Annotated in this window: 15 protein-coding genes and 2 pseudogenes; 7 read left to right on the forward strand and 10 right to left on the reverse strand. The window is 72.0% G+C overall.

Annotation, left to right across the window (positions count from 1 at the left end; translation table 11 throughout):
* Window positions 1-295: 295 nt before the first annotated feature.
* A complete protein-coding gene (locus NBZ83_RS20985; RefSeq protein WP_261575640.1) occupies window positions 296-1,264 on the forward strand; it encodes an acyl-CoA thioesterase in 969 nt (322 codons plus the stop codon).
* On the opposite strand, the gene NBZ83_RS20990 is transcribed toward NBZ83_RS20985, so the two are convergent.
* A complete protein-coding gene (locus NBZ83_RS20990; protein WP_261566255.1) occupies window positions 1,258-2,136 on the reverse strand; it encodes a mycofactocin-coupled SDR family oxidoreductase in 879 nt (292 codons plus the stop codon). The genes NBZ83_RS20985 and NBZ83_RS20990 overlap by 7 nt on opposite strands.
* A 148-nt stretch (window positions 2,137-2,284) precedes the next feature.
* Here NBZ83_RS20990 and NBZ83_RS20995 point away from each other — a divergent pair, with 148 nt between their 5' ends.
* On the forward strand, window positions 2,285-3,088 hold the full coding sequence (locus NBZ83_RS20995) for an enoyl-CoA hydratase-related protein (protein ID WP_261566254.1): 804 nt from the start codon (window positions 2,285-2,287) through the stop codon (window positions 3,086-3,088).
* 84 nt (window positions 3,089-3,172) lie between these two features.
* On the opposite strand, the gene NBZ83_RS21000 is transcribed toward NBZ83_RS20995, so the two are convergent.
* The 3 genes and pseudogenes from NBZ83_RS21000 to NBZ83_RS21010 form a co-directional block, all read right to left on the reverse strand.
* Window positions 3,173-3,949 (reverse strand): SDR family NAD(P)-dependent oxidoreductase, encoded by a 777-nt coding sequence (locus NBZ83_RS21000; RefSeq protein WP_261566253.1) that lies wholly within the window; start codon window positions 3,947-3,949, stop codon window positions 3,173-3,175.
* 22 nt (window positions 3,950-3,971) lie between these two features.
* Complete coding sequence (locus NBZ83_RS21005; protein ID WP_261566252.1) at window positions 3,972-4,883, reverse strand: enoyl-CoA hydratase-related protein; 912 nt, start codon at window positions 4,881-4,883, stop codon at window positions 3,972-3,974.
* Between the two features lie 468 nt (window positions 4,884-5,351).
* Window positions 5,352-5,567, reverse strand: a pseudogene (locus tag NBZ83_RS21010) (helix-turn-helix domain-containing protein); the annotation flags it as partial.
* 95 nt (window positions 5,568-5,662) lie between these two features.
* Between NBZ83_RS21010 and NBZ83_RS21015 the strand changes: the two are divergent.
* On the forward strand, window positions 5,663-6,250 hold the full coding sequence (locus tag NBZ83_RS21015; RefSeq protein ID WP_261566250.1) for a DinB family protein: 588 nt from the start codon (window positions 5,663-5,665) through the stop codon (window positions 6,248-6,250).
* A gap of 30 nt (window positions 6,251-6,280) precedes the next feature.
* On the opposite strand, the pseudogene NBZ83_RS33935 reads toward NBZ83_RS21015, so the two are convergent.
* Window positions 6,281-6,844: pseudogene (locus NBZ83_RS33935) on the reverse strand (TetR/AcrR family transcriptional regulator); the annotation flags it as partial.
* A 97-nt stretch (window positions 6,845-6,941) separates the two neighbouring features.
* On the opposite strand from NBZ83_RS33935, the gene NBZ83_RS21025 reads away from it, so the two are divergent.
* A complete protein-coding gene (locus NBZ83_RS21025; RefSeq protein ID WP_261566249.1) occupies window positions 6,942-7,700 on the forward strand; it encodes an SDR family NAD(P)-dependent oxidoreductase in 759 nt (252 codons plus the stop codon).
* A 174-nt stretch (window positions 7,701-7,874) separates the two neighbouring features.
* On the opposite strand, the gene NBZ83_RS21030 is transcribed toward NBZ83_RS21025, so the two are convergent.
* The 3 genes from NBZ83_RS21030 to NBZ83_RS21040 all read right to left on the reverse strand — a co-directional run bounded on the left by NBZ83_RS21030 (window position 7,875) and on the right by NBZ83_RS21040 (window position 9,726).
* A complete protein-coding gene (locus tag NBZ83_RS21030) occupies window positions 7,875-8,123 on the reverse strand; it encodes a hypothetical protein (protein WP_261566248.1) in 249 nt (82 codons plus the stop codon).
* 621 nt (window positions 8,124-8,744) lie between these two features.
* Complete coding sequence (locus NBZ83_RS21035; protein WP_261575641.1) at window positions 8,745-9,023, reverse strand: hypothetical protein; 279 nt, start codon at window positions 9,021-9,023, stop codon at window positions 8,745-8,747.
* Window positions 9,024-9,591: 568 nt separating this feature from the next.
* Complete coding sequence (locus NBZ83_RS21040; protein ID WP_261575643.1) at window positions 9,592-9,726, reverse strand: hypothetical protein; 135 nt, start codon at window positions 9,724-9,726, stop codon at window positions 9,592-9,594.
* Between the two features lie 154 nt (window positions 9,727-9,880).
* Here NBZ83_RS21040 and NBZ83_RS21045 point away from each other — a divergent pair, with 154 nt between their 5' ends.
* Entirely contained in the window at window positions 9,881-10,462 is a 582-nt protein-coding gene (locus NBZ83_RS21045; RefSeq protein WP_261566246.1) for a CGNR zinc finger domain-containing protein, read from the forward strand.
* A gap of 55 nt (window positions 10,463-10,517) precedes the next feature.
* Window positions 10,518-10,997 (forward strand): cupin domain-containing protein, encoded by a 480-nt coding sequence (locus NBZ83_RS21050; RefSeq protein ID WP_261566245.1) that lies wholly within the window; start codon window positions 10,518-10,520, stop codon window positions 10,995-10,997.
* Between the two features lie 169 nt (window positions 10,998-11,166).
* Here NBZ83_RS21050 and NBZ83_RS21055 read toward each other — a convergent pair whose 3' ends face one another.
* The gene (locus NBZ83_RS21055) at window positions 11,167-11,730 is read right to left on the reverse strand and encodes a toll/interleukin-1 receptor domain-containing protein (protein ID WP_261566244.1); all 564 of its coding nucleotides are present in this window, start codon (window positions 11,728-11,730) and stop codon (window positions 11,167-11,169) included.
* Between the two features lie 233 nt (window positions 11,731-11,963).
* On the opposite strand from NBZ83_RS21055, the gene NBZ83_RS21060 reads away from it, so the two are divergent.
* Window positions 11,964-12,914 (forward strand): hypothetical protein, encoded by a 951-nt coding sequence (locus NBZ83_RS21060; protein WP_261566243.1) that lies wholly within the window; start codon window positions 11,964-11,966, stop codon window positions 12,912-12,914.
* Window positions 12,915-12,926: 12 nt separating this feature from the next.
* Here the strand turns inward: NBZ83_RS21060 and NBZ83_RS21065 are convergent.
* Window positions 12,927-14,870: ABC transporter ATP-binding protein (locus NBZ83_RS21065; RefSeq protein ID WP_261575644.1), on the reverse strand; the 1,944-nt coding region annotated here is incomplete at its 5' end.

Here is a 14,870-nt window from a genome sequence, read left to right on the forward strand (position 1 = left end):
ACCGCCGTGTTCGTCGCGATCCGCGGGGTCACCGGCATGACCGTGACCGCGACCGCGGTGGCGATCACCGTCGCCTGGTCCTGGCGCGTCGCCCGACTGGAGGGCCTGCGCGGCCCCAGCCCCCGCCCTCACCTGGCCTGATCCGTCCGCCGCCACCGACGGTCCGCGGCGGCGGATCAGTCGCGGTTGTGCACTCGGCCACTCGCGCCGGTCACCGGCCGCGCCTGCTGCGTTTCGATGGCTGCACAGCCGGCGACAGCCGCCTGGCCGGGCGCGAGAGGACGGGACCGTCGAGGTGGCAGAGTTCCTGGAGGAGACGCTCCCAGCCCGGATCGCCGGATCGGAGCGGAGCGACGGCGAGCCCGACCCGGCCGCCGTCGGTCCGGGCAGGCCTCGCTACGAGCCGGACTGGGTGCGGACCCTGTTCACCCTCCCGGAGCTGCTGGAGGTGCTCGACCTGACGCCGACGCCGCCCACGACGTCGGCACGGTCCGTCCCGAGTGGGCATGGGGGCGTCCTCGGCGCCCAGCAGCTCGGCCAGCAGGTCGTCCTGGCCGAGCGGCTGGCGCCCGGTAAGCGGCTGCACACCCTGCAGACGGTGTTCATCCGCGGCGGCCGCGCCGACGTGGCGCTGGAGATCGACGTGGAGCGGCTCGCAGCGGGCCGGTCGGTGGAGTCGTTCGCGCTGTCCCTGCGCCAGGGTGCCGAGCAGCTCAGCCGGGCGCAGGTGATGCTCACCGCGGACGAGCCGGACTTCCACCGGTTCGACTCCCCCGCCACGGGCGTCGGACGCCCCGCCGACGCCGAACCCGTCCGCCGCGCCCTGCTGCCCTGGGAGGCGGCGGTGATGCCGCGCCGCGCACCCCGACAGCTCGACCTCTGGACCCGGATCCCGGCCGCCCCCGACGACCCGACCATCTGGCGGGCCCTGGTCGCGCACACGGTCGAGACGCTGGCGATCGCCGACGGCATGCTCAACGGCGGGATCGCTTTGCCGCCCCGCGCTGAGCTGCAGGCGGTGGTCCTCACCGTGACCGTCACCTACCTGAACGACCTCGACGTCCGTGACTGGCACCTCTACCGGGTCCAGACGCCGCAGGCAGCCAGCGGGCGGATTCTCGGCCGCGGCGAGCTGCGCGGCGCCGACGGCGGCCTGCGGGCGGTCTTCGAAACCGTGAACCTCGTCCGCCCCGCCCGAACCCGGCCCGGCCGGGCGGCGGTCCAGCCGGGCGATCCCGGGCGGCCAGGTCCGGCGGATCAGTAGCGGCGGTTGGTGTTGCCCTGGTCGACGGGGAGGACAACGCCGCTGATCCAACGGGCCTCGTCGCTGGACAGGAACACCACGGCCGAGGAGATGTCCTCGGGGTCGAGCCACGGCCGGCCCATCGGCATCGACGCGGCGAAACCCTCCTTGCAGTCGTCCACCGTCGGGTTCGGCAGGTCCGGGCGGAACAGGTGGAACTGCTGGGTGTTGGCGGTGACCATCGGGGTGTCCACGGTGCCCGGGGCGATGACGTTCACCCGGATCTGGCGATGCGCCACCTCGTTGGCCAGCGACATCGCCATCCCGATCACGCCGTTCTTCGAGGTGACGTAGTCCGACAGGTTCGGCACCCGGTTGAGCGCCGCGCCCGAGCTGATCACGATGATCGAGCCGCCCTTGCGCCCGGCGAGCAGGTGCGGGACGGACGCGGCGAGGGTGTGGAAGACGCCGGTGAGGTTGATCCCGATCACATCGTCCCACTGCTGCGGCGGGATCTCCCACAGCCGGCGCGCGGGTGGGGAGATCCCGGCGCTCGCCACGACGATGTCCAGGCCACCGAGTTCGCGCACGCCGGTGGCGAGCAGGTCCTCGATCGCCGCCCGGTCGCGCACGTCGCCGACGCGGGCGATGATCCGCCGGCCGGTCTTCTCGACGAGGGCGACGGTCTCGGCCAGCTCCTCGACGGTGCCCAGCGGGTAGCCCATCGTCTCGACGTCGGCGGCCCGGTCGATGCCGATGATGTCGGCGCCCTCGCGGGCGAGCGCGACCGCGTGGGAACGGCCCTGCCCGCGGGCGATCCCGGTGATGAAGGCGACCTTGCCGGCGAGTCGTCCCGTGCCGGCGAGTGGTCCCGTGCCGGCGGGCGCCGTCATCGCGCCACTTCCGTCGAGGCCGTCTCCGCGCGTCCCATCGTCATGATGTCCTCCCGCTTGCGTCGTCGCCGGGCCGCCCGTGTCGCACGTCACCCTCGTATAGTCATATCGTTTATCTATTCATCCGTCACCCGAAGGAGCCCCGGCGGTGGAAGAGCCCAAGTTCGTCCGGGTCGAGATCGCTGACCGCATCGCCACGGTCACCCTCGCCCGCCCCCCGCGCAACGCGCTGAGCGCGCCCATGATGCGCGAGATCGGGCAGGTGTTCACCGAGCTCGGCCGAGGTGACGAGGCCACCGTCGCGATCCTCGCCTCCGACTTCGAGCGCATCTTCTGCGCCGGCGCCGACATCACCGAGTCGGACCGCCGCTACAACCGCCGGGAGCTGCTGCCCGAGGAGAGCCTGATCGACCTCATCGATCCCGGCTCCGTGGTGCGCGGCTGCCTCGCCGGCATCCGGGACGGCGGCCTGCCGGTCGTCGCGGCGGTCGGCGGCGCGTGCGTCGGCGCCGGGGCCGCCCTGGTCGGCTGTTGCGACCTGGTGGTCCTCGCCGAAGAGGCGTTCTTCTCCCTGCCCGAGATCGACGTGGGCGTGCTCGGCGGCACCCGGCACGTGCAGCGGCTCGTCGGCCCGATGAAGACCCGCGAGATGGCGCTGACCGGCCGGCGTGTGCCCGCCGCCGAGTTCTACCGGCTCGGGGCCGCCGCCGCCCTGGTGCCCCGCGCGGAACTCGCCGCCACCGCGCGCGCCCTGGCCGCGGAGATCGCGGCGAAGAGCCCGCTGGCGCTACGGCTGTCCAAGGAGTCGATGAACCGGGTCGAGGACCTCCCCCTCGACGAGGGCTACCGGCTGGAACAGGACTACACCGCGCGGGTCAGCCGGCTCGACGACGCCGGGGAGGCGCGCCGCGCCTACCTGGACAAGCGCGAGCCGCGCTGGGCCTGGCGCTGACGCTGCTCGCCGGGCGGCGCCGCAGCAACGCGGCGCCGCCGCCGCCCGCCGCCCGGTGTTCGGCGCCCGGCGCCCGGCGCCCGGTCAGGCGACGTGCCAGCCGGTGTCGGCGGCGATCTTGGCGGCGTTGACGAGCACGGCGGCGTCCGAGCACAGCCAGACGACCACCTCGGCGATCTCCTCCGGGCGGCTGAGCCGGCGGATCGGCTGGGCCAGTTCCATCGCCCGCATCTGCTCCGGCGTCAGGTACTGGCGGGCCCGCTCGACGATGCCGGTCTCGACGTTGCCGGGCGCGACCGCGTTGACCCGGATGTTGCGCCGCGCGTACTGCAGGGCGGCGGCCGTGGTCAGGCCCACCACGCCGTGCTTGCTGGCCGTGTACCCGATGTCGGCGACGTTGCCCTTGTACGTCGACTCCGACGCCACGTTGACGATGGCCCCGCCGCCGCGCTCCAGCATCCGCGGGATCTCGTACTTCAGGCACAGGAAGACGCTGGTCAGGTTGGTGCGCAGGATTCGTTCCCAGAGCTGTTCGGGGTAGCTGACGACCGGGTCCTGGGACTCGACGATGCCGGCGTTGTTGTGGGCGTAGTCCAGCCCGCCGTAGGTGGCGACCGTGACGTCGACCATGTCCCGCACCGCGTCCGGCTGGCCGACGTCGGCGTGGACGAACGTCGCCTGCCCCCCCGCCGCCCGGATCAGCTCGACCGTCTCCGGCCCCGTGTCGGGATTGATGTCGGCGACGACCACGGCCGCGCCGCATTCGGCGAACCGCCGGGCCGAGGCCCGTCCCATTCCATAACCGCCGCCGGTGACCAGCGCGACCTTGCCGGCCATGTCGATACGCACCGTTGCCGTCATCAGAGATCTCCTCCTGCGATGGTCAGGGACGGCCCGGGGCCCGCGACGGGTCGAAGTCCAGCTCGGGCAGCGGGGCGCCGGTGATCGCGGCCGGGTCGAGGTCGTCGGCGAGCGGGGGGAACGACGGGGGGCGCTTCGCCAGGAAGCTGTCGATGCCCTCGCGAAAGTCCGGGCCGACGGCGGCGGCGGCCATCGCCCGGTAGGTGCGGCCGAGCGCCGCGTCGAGCTCGCCGGTGCTGTCCGTGCGGAGCTGGTGGCGGATCAGCGCCAGCGACATCGGTGAGCAGTTCGCCGCGATGTCCGCGGCGTAGGCGCGCGCGGCGGGCAGGAGCTGCGCGGAATCCACCACCCGGGTGACGACGCCGAGCTCGCGGGCCTCGTCGGCGTCGAACACCCGGCCCGACAGCAGCAGGTCCGCGGCCCGCTCCTGGCCGATGAGGCGGGGCAGCAGCCAGGTGATGCCGAACTCGCCGGCCAGGCCCCGGCGGGCGAAGGCGGTGGTCAGGCGCGCGCCGCGGGCGGCGAAGCGCACGTCGCACAGCAGCGCCTGCACCAGGCCCATGCCCGCGCAGGCGCCGTTGATCGCCGCAATCATCGGCTTGCGCACCGACCAGGCCCGCACCGGCGAGCGACGGCCGGTGTTGTCCATCGGCTTGCCCGCGATCTGCCCGAGCCGGCCGGTGTCGACCCCCGGGCAGAACGTGGTGCCCGCGCCGGTGACGATCAGCGCGCGGATCGCCGGGTCGCGGTCGGCCTGCGTGAGGACGTCGAAGTAGCGGTTCTCCATCTCGGGGTTCCAGCCGTTGCGCCGCTCCGGCCGGTTCAGCGTCACCACTCCGACGCCGTCGTCGCCCACGTCGAGCAGCACCGGCCCCTCGGCCACCACCGGCCGGTCCGCTGCCTCGCCCGCGGTCGTCGTCGATTCCGTCGTCATGGCTGCCTCCCACCTCTGCTTTCGCGCGAGGGCCAGCATTTCCCGTCGACGGGCGCAGTGTCGAGCGATGCGCCAAATTCACTAGATTCTTTAGCGACCGAGTCGCGCGTGGCGTCCCCCGGGCCGCCTCCGTGGGCGCCGCGCCGCCGGTCGACGAAGATCTCTCCCGCCTGCTCTGGTGGGCCCGCCTCCCGCCCGCTCCGGTGGGCCCGCGCGCCACCTACGATCGCGTGTTGACATCCCCCTCCGTCTGGCGGCGGGGGATTCCAACATCTACCCATCCACCGGGAGAGGGGGCGTGCGGTGTTGAGGTTCGCGGTTCACAGGCCGGCTGGTGGCGTCGCCTCCCCGCGCAGTCACCCACGTGGTTTCCCACCGATGCCCCAGGGCGATGCTGCGTGCCGCGTTCACGTCGGCGTGCGCCTGACACCCGCAGGCCCCGAAATCCCGCAACGCCTGCTACTGCTACTGAACGGTCTGCGACCCGGCCGCCAGCCACGGATTATCCCGGCGTGCTTCGGTCAACTGCCGGGACTGCTCGTGGTATCCCGGCGCCGGTCCACGCCGCGGATTCCACCACGACTGCTGTTCCACCGCAGGATTCCACACATACCGCGCATGCCCGCAATGGACTTCCATCACAACCGCCCGCTCGACGGCCGGATAAAGCCGGTAACGGGACATTCCACAATTCTACGACAAGGACGTCAACCAATGGGCAAGACGGGACGGCGTTTCCTCCCCGCCGTGAACGGCGGGGTCCCCACGCCGCAAGTCCGATGACCAGCCATCCGCCGGCGGGACACTCGACCGGCCCGCCCGCGCTGGTGGGCGAGACGCACGAATGCGCCGACTGCGGTTTCTCCTACCCGGCGCGCACCGTGGAGGGGGTCCTGGCGGAGATCGCGGCGCTGTCGACGCGGGTGGCGCAGGCCGTCACCGCCACCGGCCCCGACCTGCTGCGCAAACGGCCCACGCCCAGCACGTGGTCCGTGCTCGAATACGTCTGCCACCTGCGGGACGTCCTCGCGACCTCCACCATCCGCCTGTACCGGGCCCGCACCGAGGCCCGGCCCGTCGTCGAGCCGATGCTCAACGACCTGCGCGCCCACCGGTTCCGCTACAACGAGCTCGACCCGGCCGCGGTGCTGGCCGAGCTCGCCGCCAACGCGTGGGGCCTGCGCGACGAGGCCGGCCGGGTCGCGCCGCAGGACTGGGAACGGACGGTGGTGCGCCTACCCGACGAGGAACGCACCGCCCGCTGGCTGCTCCGCAACGCGCTGCACGAGGGGATTCACCACCTGGCCGACATCCGGCGAACCGCCACCGCGCTCACCGCCACCGAGGGCGGGTCGGCAACGGCGTAGCCCGTCGATGGCGACGTCCAGGGCCGCTTCCAGATGGGTGGTGCTGCCGGTGGACAGCAGCATGAGCACGCCGCCCTGAATGCCGGCGATCAACGCCGCGGCCTGCCGCTCGGCCGCCAGCAGCGGGGAGATCTCGCCGGCCCGCTGCATCGCGCGGATGCCGGTGGCGATCTCCGCCTGCCACTGGTTCATCAGCTCCGTGACGACCGCCTGAGCACCGGGGGTGCTGCGCCCGAGCTGCGACACCAGCACGCTCAGCGGACAGTGCCGCCCCTGCTCGCGATAGCGGGCGACGACCTTGTCCCGCCACGCGAGCCACGCCGGCCAGGAGGTGAGGTCGCCGAGCTGGGGCTGCTGGTCGGCGATGACACGGTCGGCCTCGAACCGGGCCACGGCCAGCAGCAGCTCCTCCTTGCCGGTCGGGAAGTAGTGGAAGAGCTGGCTCTTGCTGGTGCCGGTGCGGGCCCGGACGTCGTCCAGCGTGGTCGCCATGACCCCGCGCTCGCGGATCTCGGCCGCCGCCCCCTCGATGATCCGTTGCCGGGTCGCGCTGCCCTTCGACGTCAGCCTGCTCGGCACGGCCGCCCCTCCCATCCCGCCAATTTCTGGACTTGCGGGTCCACTTTATCCCAGGCAGATTGGGCCGCGCGCGACTTTCAGCGTTCGAGCAACCACCACCGGAAGGACCCCCATGTCGACCACCTCGCTGGCTGGACGCAGCGCTCTCGTCACCGGCTCGACCGACGGCATCGGCGCCGCGATCGCGGCCGAGCTCGCCGCCGCCGGCGCCCACGTGGTGATCAGCGGTCGCGACGCCGGGCGCGGCGCCGAGGTCACCCGTGCGATCAGCGCGGCCGGCGGGCGGGCCTCGTTCGTCCCCGCCGACCTCGCCGCCGGCGCCACCGCCGTGCGGGCACTGGCCGATGCCGCCCGCGCCGCCGTCGGCGGCGTGCCGGACATCCTGGTCAACAACGCGGCGATGATCATATCGCCGGAGCCCACGGCGGAGGTGGACGAGGCGTTCATCAACGCCGCGCTCGCCATCAACGTCACGGCGACGTTCCTGCTCACCGGCGTCGTCGCACCCGCCATGGCGGCCCGCGGCAGCGGAGCCGTCATCAACATCGGCTCCATCAACGGCCTGATCGGGATGGGTGGCTCGGCCCTGTACAGCGCGACGAAGGCGGCCGTGCACTCGCTGACGAAGTCGTGGGCCGACGAGTACGGCCCGGCAGGCGTCCGGGTGAACACCATCGCCCCCGGCCCCACGCTCACCCGCCGCGTCGAGCAGTACGCCGACCACCTCGCACCGCTGATCGCACGAATTCCGTCGCGGCGGTTCAGCAAGCCCGCGGAGATCGGCCGAGCGGTTGTGTTCCTCGCCGGCGACGACGCCGTCAACATCCACGGGGCCACGCTGAGCGTCGACGGCGGTTGGTCAGCCGTCTGACGCGCGAACCGCTGGGGCTCGGGTTCGCCACACCGCCACGACGAGGTCGAACCCGAGCACGACGAGGTCGAACCCGAGAAGGAAAAAGCCTCCGCGGCGGAGAAGATCCACGGAGGCTTTGTGGTGCCGCGAGTCACGGCTGGAAGTCGGCCCTGACGGTGCCGTCCGGCCTTCTCAGGCGGAGCGGAACGATCCCGCGCCGGCGTGCTCGCGCGACGCCCCACCGCGACGCTGCGCCGGAACGCCGACGGACGTCAGAACGTCCTCGTCGCGGGCGAGGATCGCCACCATCTCCTGGCGGGCGGACGGCGAGAGCTCGGGGTCGGAAAGCAGCATCGCCAGTTCGCGGCGCTGGGCCCGCACGGCGCGGTGGGAGGTCAGCGTCGTCCGCAGGGAGGTAACAACGGAATTCTGGGTACGCATGAAGAACTCCTTGAAGTTATTGCTACGGGAGGGCCGGCCACTGTCGCCCTCCGGTATCCATTGTGCGCTCACCCCACCACTTTCGACAGCACTGTCGACGTGATCCGGACCGCAATCGACACCGCCATCCAGCCGATATGACCCAGACCACAGTAATGGCGCTCACATTCGCCGCGATTCGTAACGACGGTCACACCCATTAAGGCGGGAGCAATGAATCCGCGTCGCGCGGGTCACAATTCCCGCTTCGACACGGTCGATCGACCCCACACCGACCGGCCATTCGACCCGTATCCCAGGTCACATTCCCCCACGCCGGAGCAACCTTACGACCGGGAATCGCGTCAGGTCTTCCTGACCGCAAGCAGCGGCGCGGGTGCCATGCCGGACGGTCGCCTTCACCAGCGGCCGGCGGCACAGCGGGGGCGGCGGCACCGGTGGCCCACCGGCCGACAGCGGCCATGAGCGGATGGCCGGCAGGCCCACGACCGTCCGCCTCCCCCGGAGACCGTGATGCCCGAGCGAAGCCCCGTCAGCGGCAGAGCAGGGGAATCACGCGTGAACGCCGGCCAGGTCGTGCACTGCACCTGCAGACATGTCACCTGCCCGTCCATGCGCCTCCTACCGTGATGGCGAAAGCCGGTCGCGCCATGGACGTCCGGGATGCACGAGGGTGAGCGCGTCGGCGAGCCATCGGCGCTGCGTTGCGGTGAGGACCGGCAGTGCCGCTACCAGGTCCAACTCGTCCTTCGGCCGCGGTGACGCCGCTTTGTAGAGCAGCTGCACCTCGGAGGCGAGATGGGGAATGCCGTCCGAGGTGATGTTTCCCAGCGTCGCGATCGGACGCCGGATGCGGGGATCGCGCCGGCATTCCCACTGACCGTACCGACTGTCGGCCATCATCCGCCGATGTCACCCGCCTCCCGTACCCGCCACCCGCGGCGCCCGATTTCGCACCGTTCGCGTCGATGACGAGGCGTCCCGATGCCGGGGTCAGATGTTCGGGACGGGCACTGGGAGCGGAAACAATGTCATGATCGATACCTGAATCGCATAACTTCTCACAATAAGATAACGGTTCACAATGCGAGGTACGGTCCGCGTCGATGACACGGTCACGGATCGGCTCCGGCATCGTCGTGGTCGGAACAGTCCTCGCGACGATCTCCTGTTCAACGCGGAAAGCGCCCGACGGCGACTCGCAGGTCAGCACCGTGCAGGAGAACGGACGCCCGTTCCCGGCGCCCATCGTGCCGGCTGTCGCCGGACCCCCGTGCGCGTACCCGACCGCTCCGTGCGGCGGGAGCGGATCCCCGAACCCGTCCGCGACGACCACATCCACCTGGACGGTCGATCCCAACGACCTGACCAGCATCCCGTACGCCATCTCCTCGCCGCCCCGCACAGGTCGGACCGGCGGGACCCTGTTCATCCCGACTCCATAGACCATCCTCGCGTGGTCGCGTGGTTACGTGGTCGCCGCGGGCAGGTGGCTGCCGGCGGCTCGGTGCGGGTTGACGATGCCGGCCCGGTCGAGCAGGTCGACGGCATGCTCAGCCGCGTCCGCGCGAGACTCGCCGGCGTGCGGACGCGGTGGTATCAACCAGTGACGCTCCCATCGCTATCGGCCGAGATCCCCCTGTGATTTCGTGCTAACGTCCAATGCGCCATGATTCGTCAATCCTTGATGGCATGACGGAGGCGGGCTCTCCCGCCGTGGCCCTGCCCGCAGACATCGCTGTCCGAGGAGGTCGTCCGTGCGCGAGGCCGGTGCGATGACGGAGTTCGACCACAGCGCGGGCAGCCTCTGTCTGGACTTCGTCGCTACCGTGCGCGACTGGCCCGAGCGGCGCATCGAGCTGCTCGGCACCCCGGCGGAGCTCACCGGCTGGTTCGAGGCCGAGGGTCTGCCCGCCGCGGCCGGCGGCCTCACCGAGCAGGACCTGCTCGACGCACGCACTCTGCGGGCCGCGGTCAACGACACGACCCGGAGCCTGATCGCCGGTGCTCCGCCCGCCGCCGAGGACATTCGACTGATCAATACGATTGGTCGGCATCCCACACCGGTGTTCCTGCTCGGCCCGGGTGGCCGGACGCGGGCCGCGGTCGCCGAACCCGACGCCGCCGCCGCGCTGTCCGTCATCGCCCGCGACGCGATCAACCTGCTCGCCGGCCCGGATCTCGGCCGGATCCGGGCCTGCGACAGCGACGGCTGCGCGACGCTGTTCTACGATCGCTCCCCGTCCGGGCGGCGGCGTTGGTGTTCGATGCGCCGCTGCGGCGAGAAGGCCGCCGCGGCGAACTACCGCCGCCGAGTCGCCACCCGTTCCCACCCCTGAGCCCACCACTGCGCCCGCCCGCTCCGGGCGCCCCGCGACATCCTGGAGGTTCCCTATGGCCACGCCGCCGGCAGACGGCTTCCACCAGCGGCTGCACCGGGTGACGCCCGCCGGGCTGTCTGTCCAGACCACGCAGACCGCCGGGATGAGCCGCGTCGAGGCGCTGTCCGGCAAGACGGTCGGCTCCGTCGACCTGTGGATGGGCCAGACCCACGTCGCTGCGGCGACGAAGTCCGCGGATCATCATCATGGCCGGTCCGAGACCGGCATCTACGTCGTTTCCGGCCATCCGAGCTTCGTGTTCCTGGAGCACGAGGAGGAGATCCGCCTCGACACGAGCCCCGGCGACTACATCTACGTACCGCCGTGGGTGCCGCACCGCGAGGAGAACCCGGACCCCGACGAGGAGGCGATCGTCGTCATCGCCCGGACCACCCAGGAGGCGATCGTCGTCAACCTTTCCGACCTGCGCTGGGTCGGCCCCGTCGCCACCGGCAATATCGGCCCGGCCAACCGGGACTGGCACACCTACTGACCCGACGCCCGCTCGCCCGGCGCCGGCCGGGCGCCGTCGGCGGCGTCCTCGCCCTGGTCAACTGCGTCTCGCCTGTCTCGATCAGCCGGTCCTGCCCGCATCATGACGGGGCAGGACCGAGCGATTCCACCCGCCACGACATGATCATGCTGTTACGCCGGTTCGCCGTTCACCGGGGGGTGCTCGCCGCCTGCGGCGGATCGGCGGCGGACACGGGGCCGGGGAACGGCGGCTCCGCCGTGGGCTTGGCCCGGCCGCGGCGGATCACCGCGATCTGCGTGAGCAGGCGCTGGCGCGCCTCGTCTGCGACCAGGTCGAACAGGTCGAACGACACCACGCCGCCCAGCAGGCCGGGCCGGGGGCAGTCCTCCACGCGAACCGGGATCAGCCGGCGGGCGAAACCGGTCGGGTCCGCCCGGTACGCCCCTTCCCATTCGGCCTGCCCGTAGACCGAACGCAGGTAGGCACGGGACAGCACCGCCAGGGTGCGGGCGGAGCTGCGAATGCCCTCGTCCATGTGGGACATCCAATGGCTGCCGGGGACGAAGTCCCAGGCCTGCAGCAGCACCGTGTACCCCGCGCCCTCGAGGTGCCAGGCGATCCACTCCGCCCAGGTCCGGTCGGCGGCGGTATAGGAGATGAAGAAGTCCCATCGCGCTGCGGGTCCGGTCGAATCCTCGTCCACCTCGTCCGCACCGGACGACCGCTCACCGCCGCGCCCAGGCACACCCATCACTCCATCTTGCCACGAAAGGTCACCAACCCGGAACACTGAGGCAGGCGCGACCGGCCCGACGCGGCCGGGAACTCCGCGGCTGCGGCTCCGCCGCGTCGGCGCCGCGGCTCGTGTGACGCCACGACAACGATTGCGTGTCAGTTGGGCGAAACGTCGCCGCCAGGACGGCCGGCCCCGATTTCCTGTGACAAAGGCGGCCCGCCCGGGCCGTACGAACGGGGGCGGACACGATGACGGCGAAACAGTTCCAGGGCACGGTACTCGCCACAGTGGCCGGCTCATGGCGGCGGATCTCACTGCTCGTGGCAGGGTTGCTCACGCTCGTCGTCGCCCAGCCGGGAGTGGCGCGGGCCGCGGACACCGTCCAGTTCGCCGGCGACGCCAGCCGGGGCAACGGCGTCGCCGTACCGTTCGAGGGGTTCACCGACCGGCGCGGCGGGCCCGTCCCGATCGGCGGCGCGGTCGGCGTCGACCTGGTCCTCGGCTCGACCGCCCGGCCCTACCTGCCCTGCCAGCACTACGACCCGCTCGCCCGGACCGGGGACACCTTCGTCAACGCCTGCCAGGAGCGGGGCAGCTACACCACCTACACCCGGTTCCCGGCCGGCGGCGGGCTGGTCTTCCCGAACGGCTACTTCATGGGCAACGCCCAGCCCGACCGGGTCCGTGGCGGCGCCCTGCCGACCGGCTGGGGGTCGCGCACCGCGGGGCTGTCGTTCGAGTTCTACCCGGAGCTGCGCCGCGACGGCGACTACGTCCACTCCCGCTTCTACATCGACCGCTTCGCCCATCGCGCCAACGGCTGGGCCTACTCCGCCGCCGTGGGCCACATCGCGCTGACCACGCTCGCCGACCCGGACACCGCCCGCCTCGGTGGCCGGATGACGGTCGGCGGGCGGGCACCCGCCCCGGGCCGGGCGAAGGTCGTGATCTTCGGCGGAGCGGCCCGTTCGTCGACGGGCTATCCGATCTCCTCGTTCGCCGTTCAGACCGGCAGCGGGGCACCCACCTGGATCTCCAGCCCGCTCTACGCCGGAAACCAGCGGATCACCGTCACCGACACCGCGACCCACCGCAGTTGCGTCCTGGACCGCTACGGTGTGCGCGGGCCGAACAACGTCGTCGACTTCGACCTGGCCGCCCCGGGCTTCGGCCACCCGGACAGCGTCTGCACCTCCTGACCGCGATGGGCGTCACACCGCCCCGGCCCCGGCCGCGTCGGCGTTGGCGTCGGCGTCAGCGGGGTCGGTGTCGACGTACTGGCTGGCCTGGAGGGTGAACAGCTCGCGGTAGATGCCGGGGCGGGACATCAGCTCGGCATGGTTGCCCTGGTCCGCGACCAGGCCGCCGTCGAGGACGTAGATGCGGTCGGCGGTGCGGACGCTGGCGAGGCGGTGGGTGATGAGCAGGACCGTGCGGTCGCGGCCCAGCTCGCGGATGAGGGTGAACAGGGTCTGTTCGGCGCGGGCGTCGAGGGCGGCGGACGGCTCGTCGGCGATGAGGAACGGGGCGTCCCGGTAGACCGCCCGCGCGCAGGCGATCCGCTGCCACTGGCCGCCGGAGAGGTCATGGCCGGAGTTGTACTGGCGGGCGAGCGAGGTGTCGTAGCCGTGCGGAAGCTTTTCGATCATCTCGTCGGCCTCGGTGGCGCGGGCCGCGGGGATGACGCTGTCCGGGCCGTCCGTGACGAGCCGGCTGATCCGGCCGACGGCGATGTTGAGCCGGGCCGACATCGGCCACTGCGTGTAGTCCTGCGGGATCACGGAGATGCTCTCCCGGACGCTGTCCGGGTCGACGTCGGTGAGGTCGATGCCGTCCCAGCTCACGGTCCCGGTGTCCGGCTCGTACAGGCCGGCGAGGATCTTCGCCAGCGTCGACTTCCCGCTGCCGTTCACACCGACGAACGCGACGACCTCCCCCCGGCGCAGCTCGACGGTGACACCGCGCAGGGCCGGGGTGTCGGTGCGCGGGTAGGTGTAGACGATGTTCTCGGCCCGGACGACCGCGGGCCGCGCCGGGGCGGCGTGCTCCCGCGGCTCGGGCACCAGCAGGCTCGCCTGCGCGATCCAGGCGCGGTACTCGCCGAAGTAGAGGAAGTTCTCGTACGCGGTGTTGAGAGTGGTCAGCGCCGAGGCGAGCGCGCTACGGCCGGTGCGGATCGCGAGCACCGCGGTGCCGCCCGCGGCCAGCGGCATCACCCCTGCGTTGAGCAGCAGGATCAGCGTCCCGTAGACGGCGCCGAGGGCGAGCCCGGACACCGCCTCGCCGGTCAACCGGTACACCGCCTGGCCCCGTCCGACGCGGACCTGCTCGGCCTCCTGCTCGCGGGCGAGGGTCGTGTACTCGTCGAGCAGGAAGCTACCGAGGCCGAACGAACGGATCTCCGCGGCGCACTCCCGGTCGGTCATGTGGTGTCGCAGCATGTACTGGCGCCGGACCTGGCGCAGCCGGCCCAGCCAGGAGGCATGAGCGAGCCGGGCCGAACGCAGCGACGCCCAGCCGTCCGGCAGGATCGACAGCACCAGCAGGGGCAGCAGCACCGGGTGCAGCACACCGAGCACGCCCCCCGCGGCGGCGATGCGGACGGCGGAGGTCAGCATTTCGATGGCGTTGTCGACGAGTTGGCGCCCGCTGGCGGCGCCCCGCTCCGCGGCGTCGAGGTCGTCGACGAAGCGCGGGTCGTCGAAGGCCATGATCGACGTGCGGGTGGCGAGGTCGAGCAGCCGAACCAGGCAGACCCGGTCGACCCGGGGGCCCAGGCGCACCCGCACCAGGTTCGTCGCCGCCGCCAGGCCGCTGCGCAACACCTCGGCGGCGACGACGAGGACGAGGGCGGGCAGCGCATCGTGTAGTCGCTGCGGGGTGGGGCCGTCGCGCAGCACGGCGGTCAGCGCGCCGGCGACCGCGAGCAGGCCGGCCGCCTCGATGACGCCGGCGAGCACCCGAAGGACGACCATGACGACGAGGCCACGTCGGTCGGCCTCCCAGGCCAGCGACCAGGCGAGCCGCAGCAGTCCAGGCAGCTGTCGGGCCATCGTGCGCACGCCGGTCTGCGCCATCGTCCGGTCGTGGCGTGCCCACGGCCGGACGCCGTCGTCATCCTCCTTGCCGTAGGTGAGAACCGGGTCCCGCCCGAC

It is taken from the genome of Frankia gtarii, from assembly GCF_025403375.1.
GTDB classification, from domain to species: Bacteria; Actinomycetota; Actinomycetes; order Frankiales; family Frankiaceae; genus Frankia; species Frankia gtarii.

What these genes read in the sequence shown, in the direction of transcription:
- NBZ83_RS21000 (WP_261566253.1), bottom strand. Translation starts at nt 3,949, where the DNA reads ATGACGGCAACGGTGCGTATCGACATGGCCGGCAAGGTCGCGCTGGTC.
- NBZ83_RS20990 (WP_261566255.1), bottom strand. Translation starts at nt 2,136, where the DNA reads ATGACGGCGCCCGCCGGCACGGGACCACTCGCCGGCACGGGACGACTC.
- NBZ83_RS21050 (WP_261566245.1), top strand. Translation starts at nt 10,518, where the DNA reads ATGGCCACGCCGCCGGCAGACGGCTTCCACCAGCGGCTGCACCGGGTG.
- NBZ83_RS21025 (WP_261566249.1), top strand. Translation starts at nt 6,942, where the DNA reads ATGTCGACCACCTCGCTGGCTGGACGCAGCGCTCTCGTCACCGGCTCG.
- NBZ83_RS21035 (WP_261575641.1), bottom strand. Translation starts at nt 9,023, where the DNA reads ATGGCCGACAGTCGGTACGGTCAGTGGGAATGCCGGCGCGATCCCCGC.
- NBZ83_RS21055 (WP_261566244.1), bottom strand. Translation starts at nt 11,730, where the DNA reads ATGGGTGTGCCTGGGCGCGGCGGTGAGCGGTCGTCCGGTGCGGACGAG.
- NBZ83_RS21015 (WP_261566250.1), top strand. Translation starts at nt 5,663, where the DNA reads ATGACCAGCCATCCGCCGGCGGGACACTCGACCGGCCCGCCCGCGCTG.
- NBZ83_RS21030 (WP_261566248.1), bottom strand. Translation starts at nt 8,123, where the DNA reads ATGCGTACCCAGAATTCCGTTGTTACCTCCCTGCGGACGACGCTGACC.
- NBZ83_RS21060 (WP_261566243.1), top strand. Translation starts at nt 11,964, where the DNA reads ATGACGGCGAAACAGTTCCAGGGCACGGTACTCGCCACAGTGGCCGGC.
- NBZ83_RS21005 (WP_261566252.1), bottom strand. Translation starts at nt 4,883, where the DNA reads ATGACGACGGAATCGACGACGACCGCGGGCGAGGCAGCGGACCGGCCG.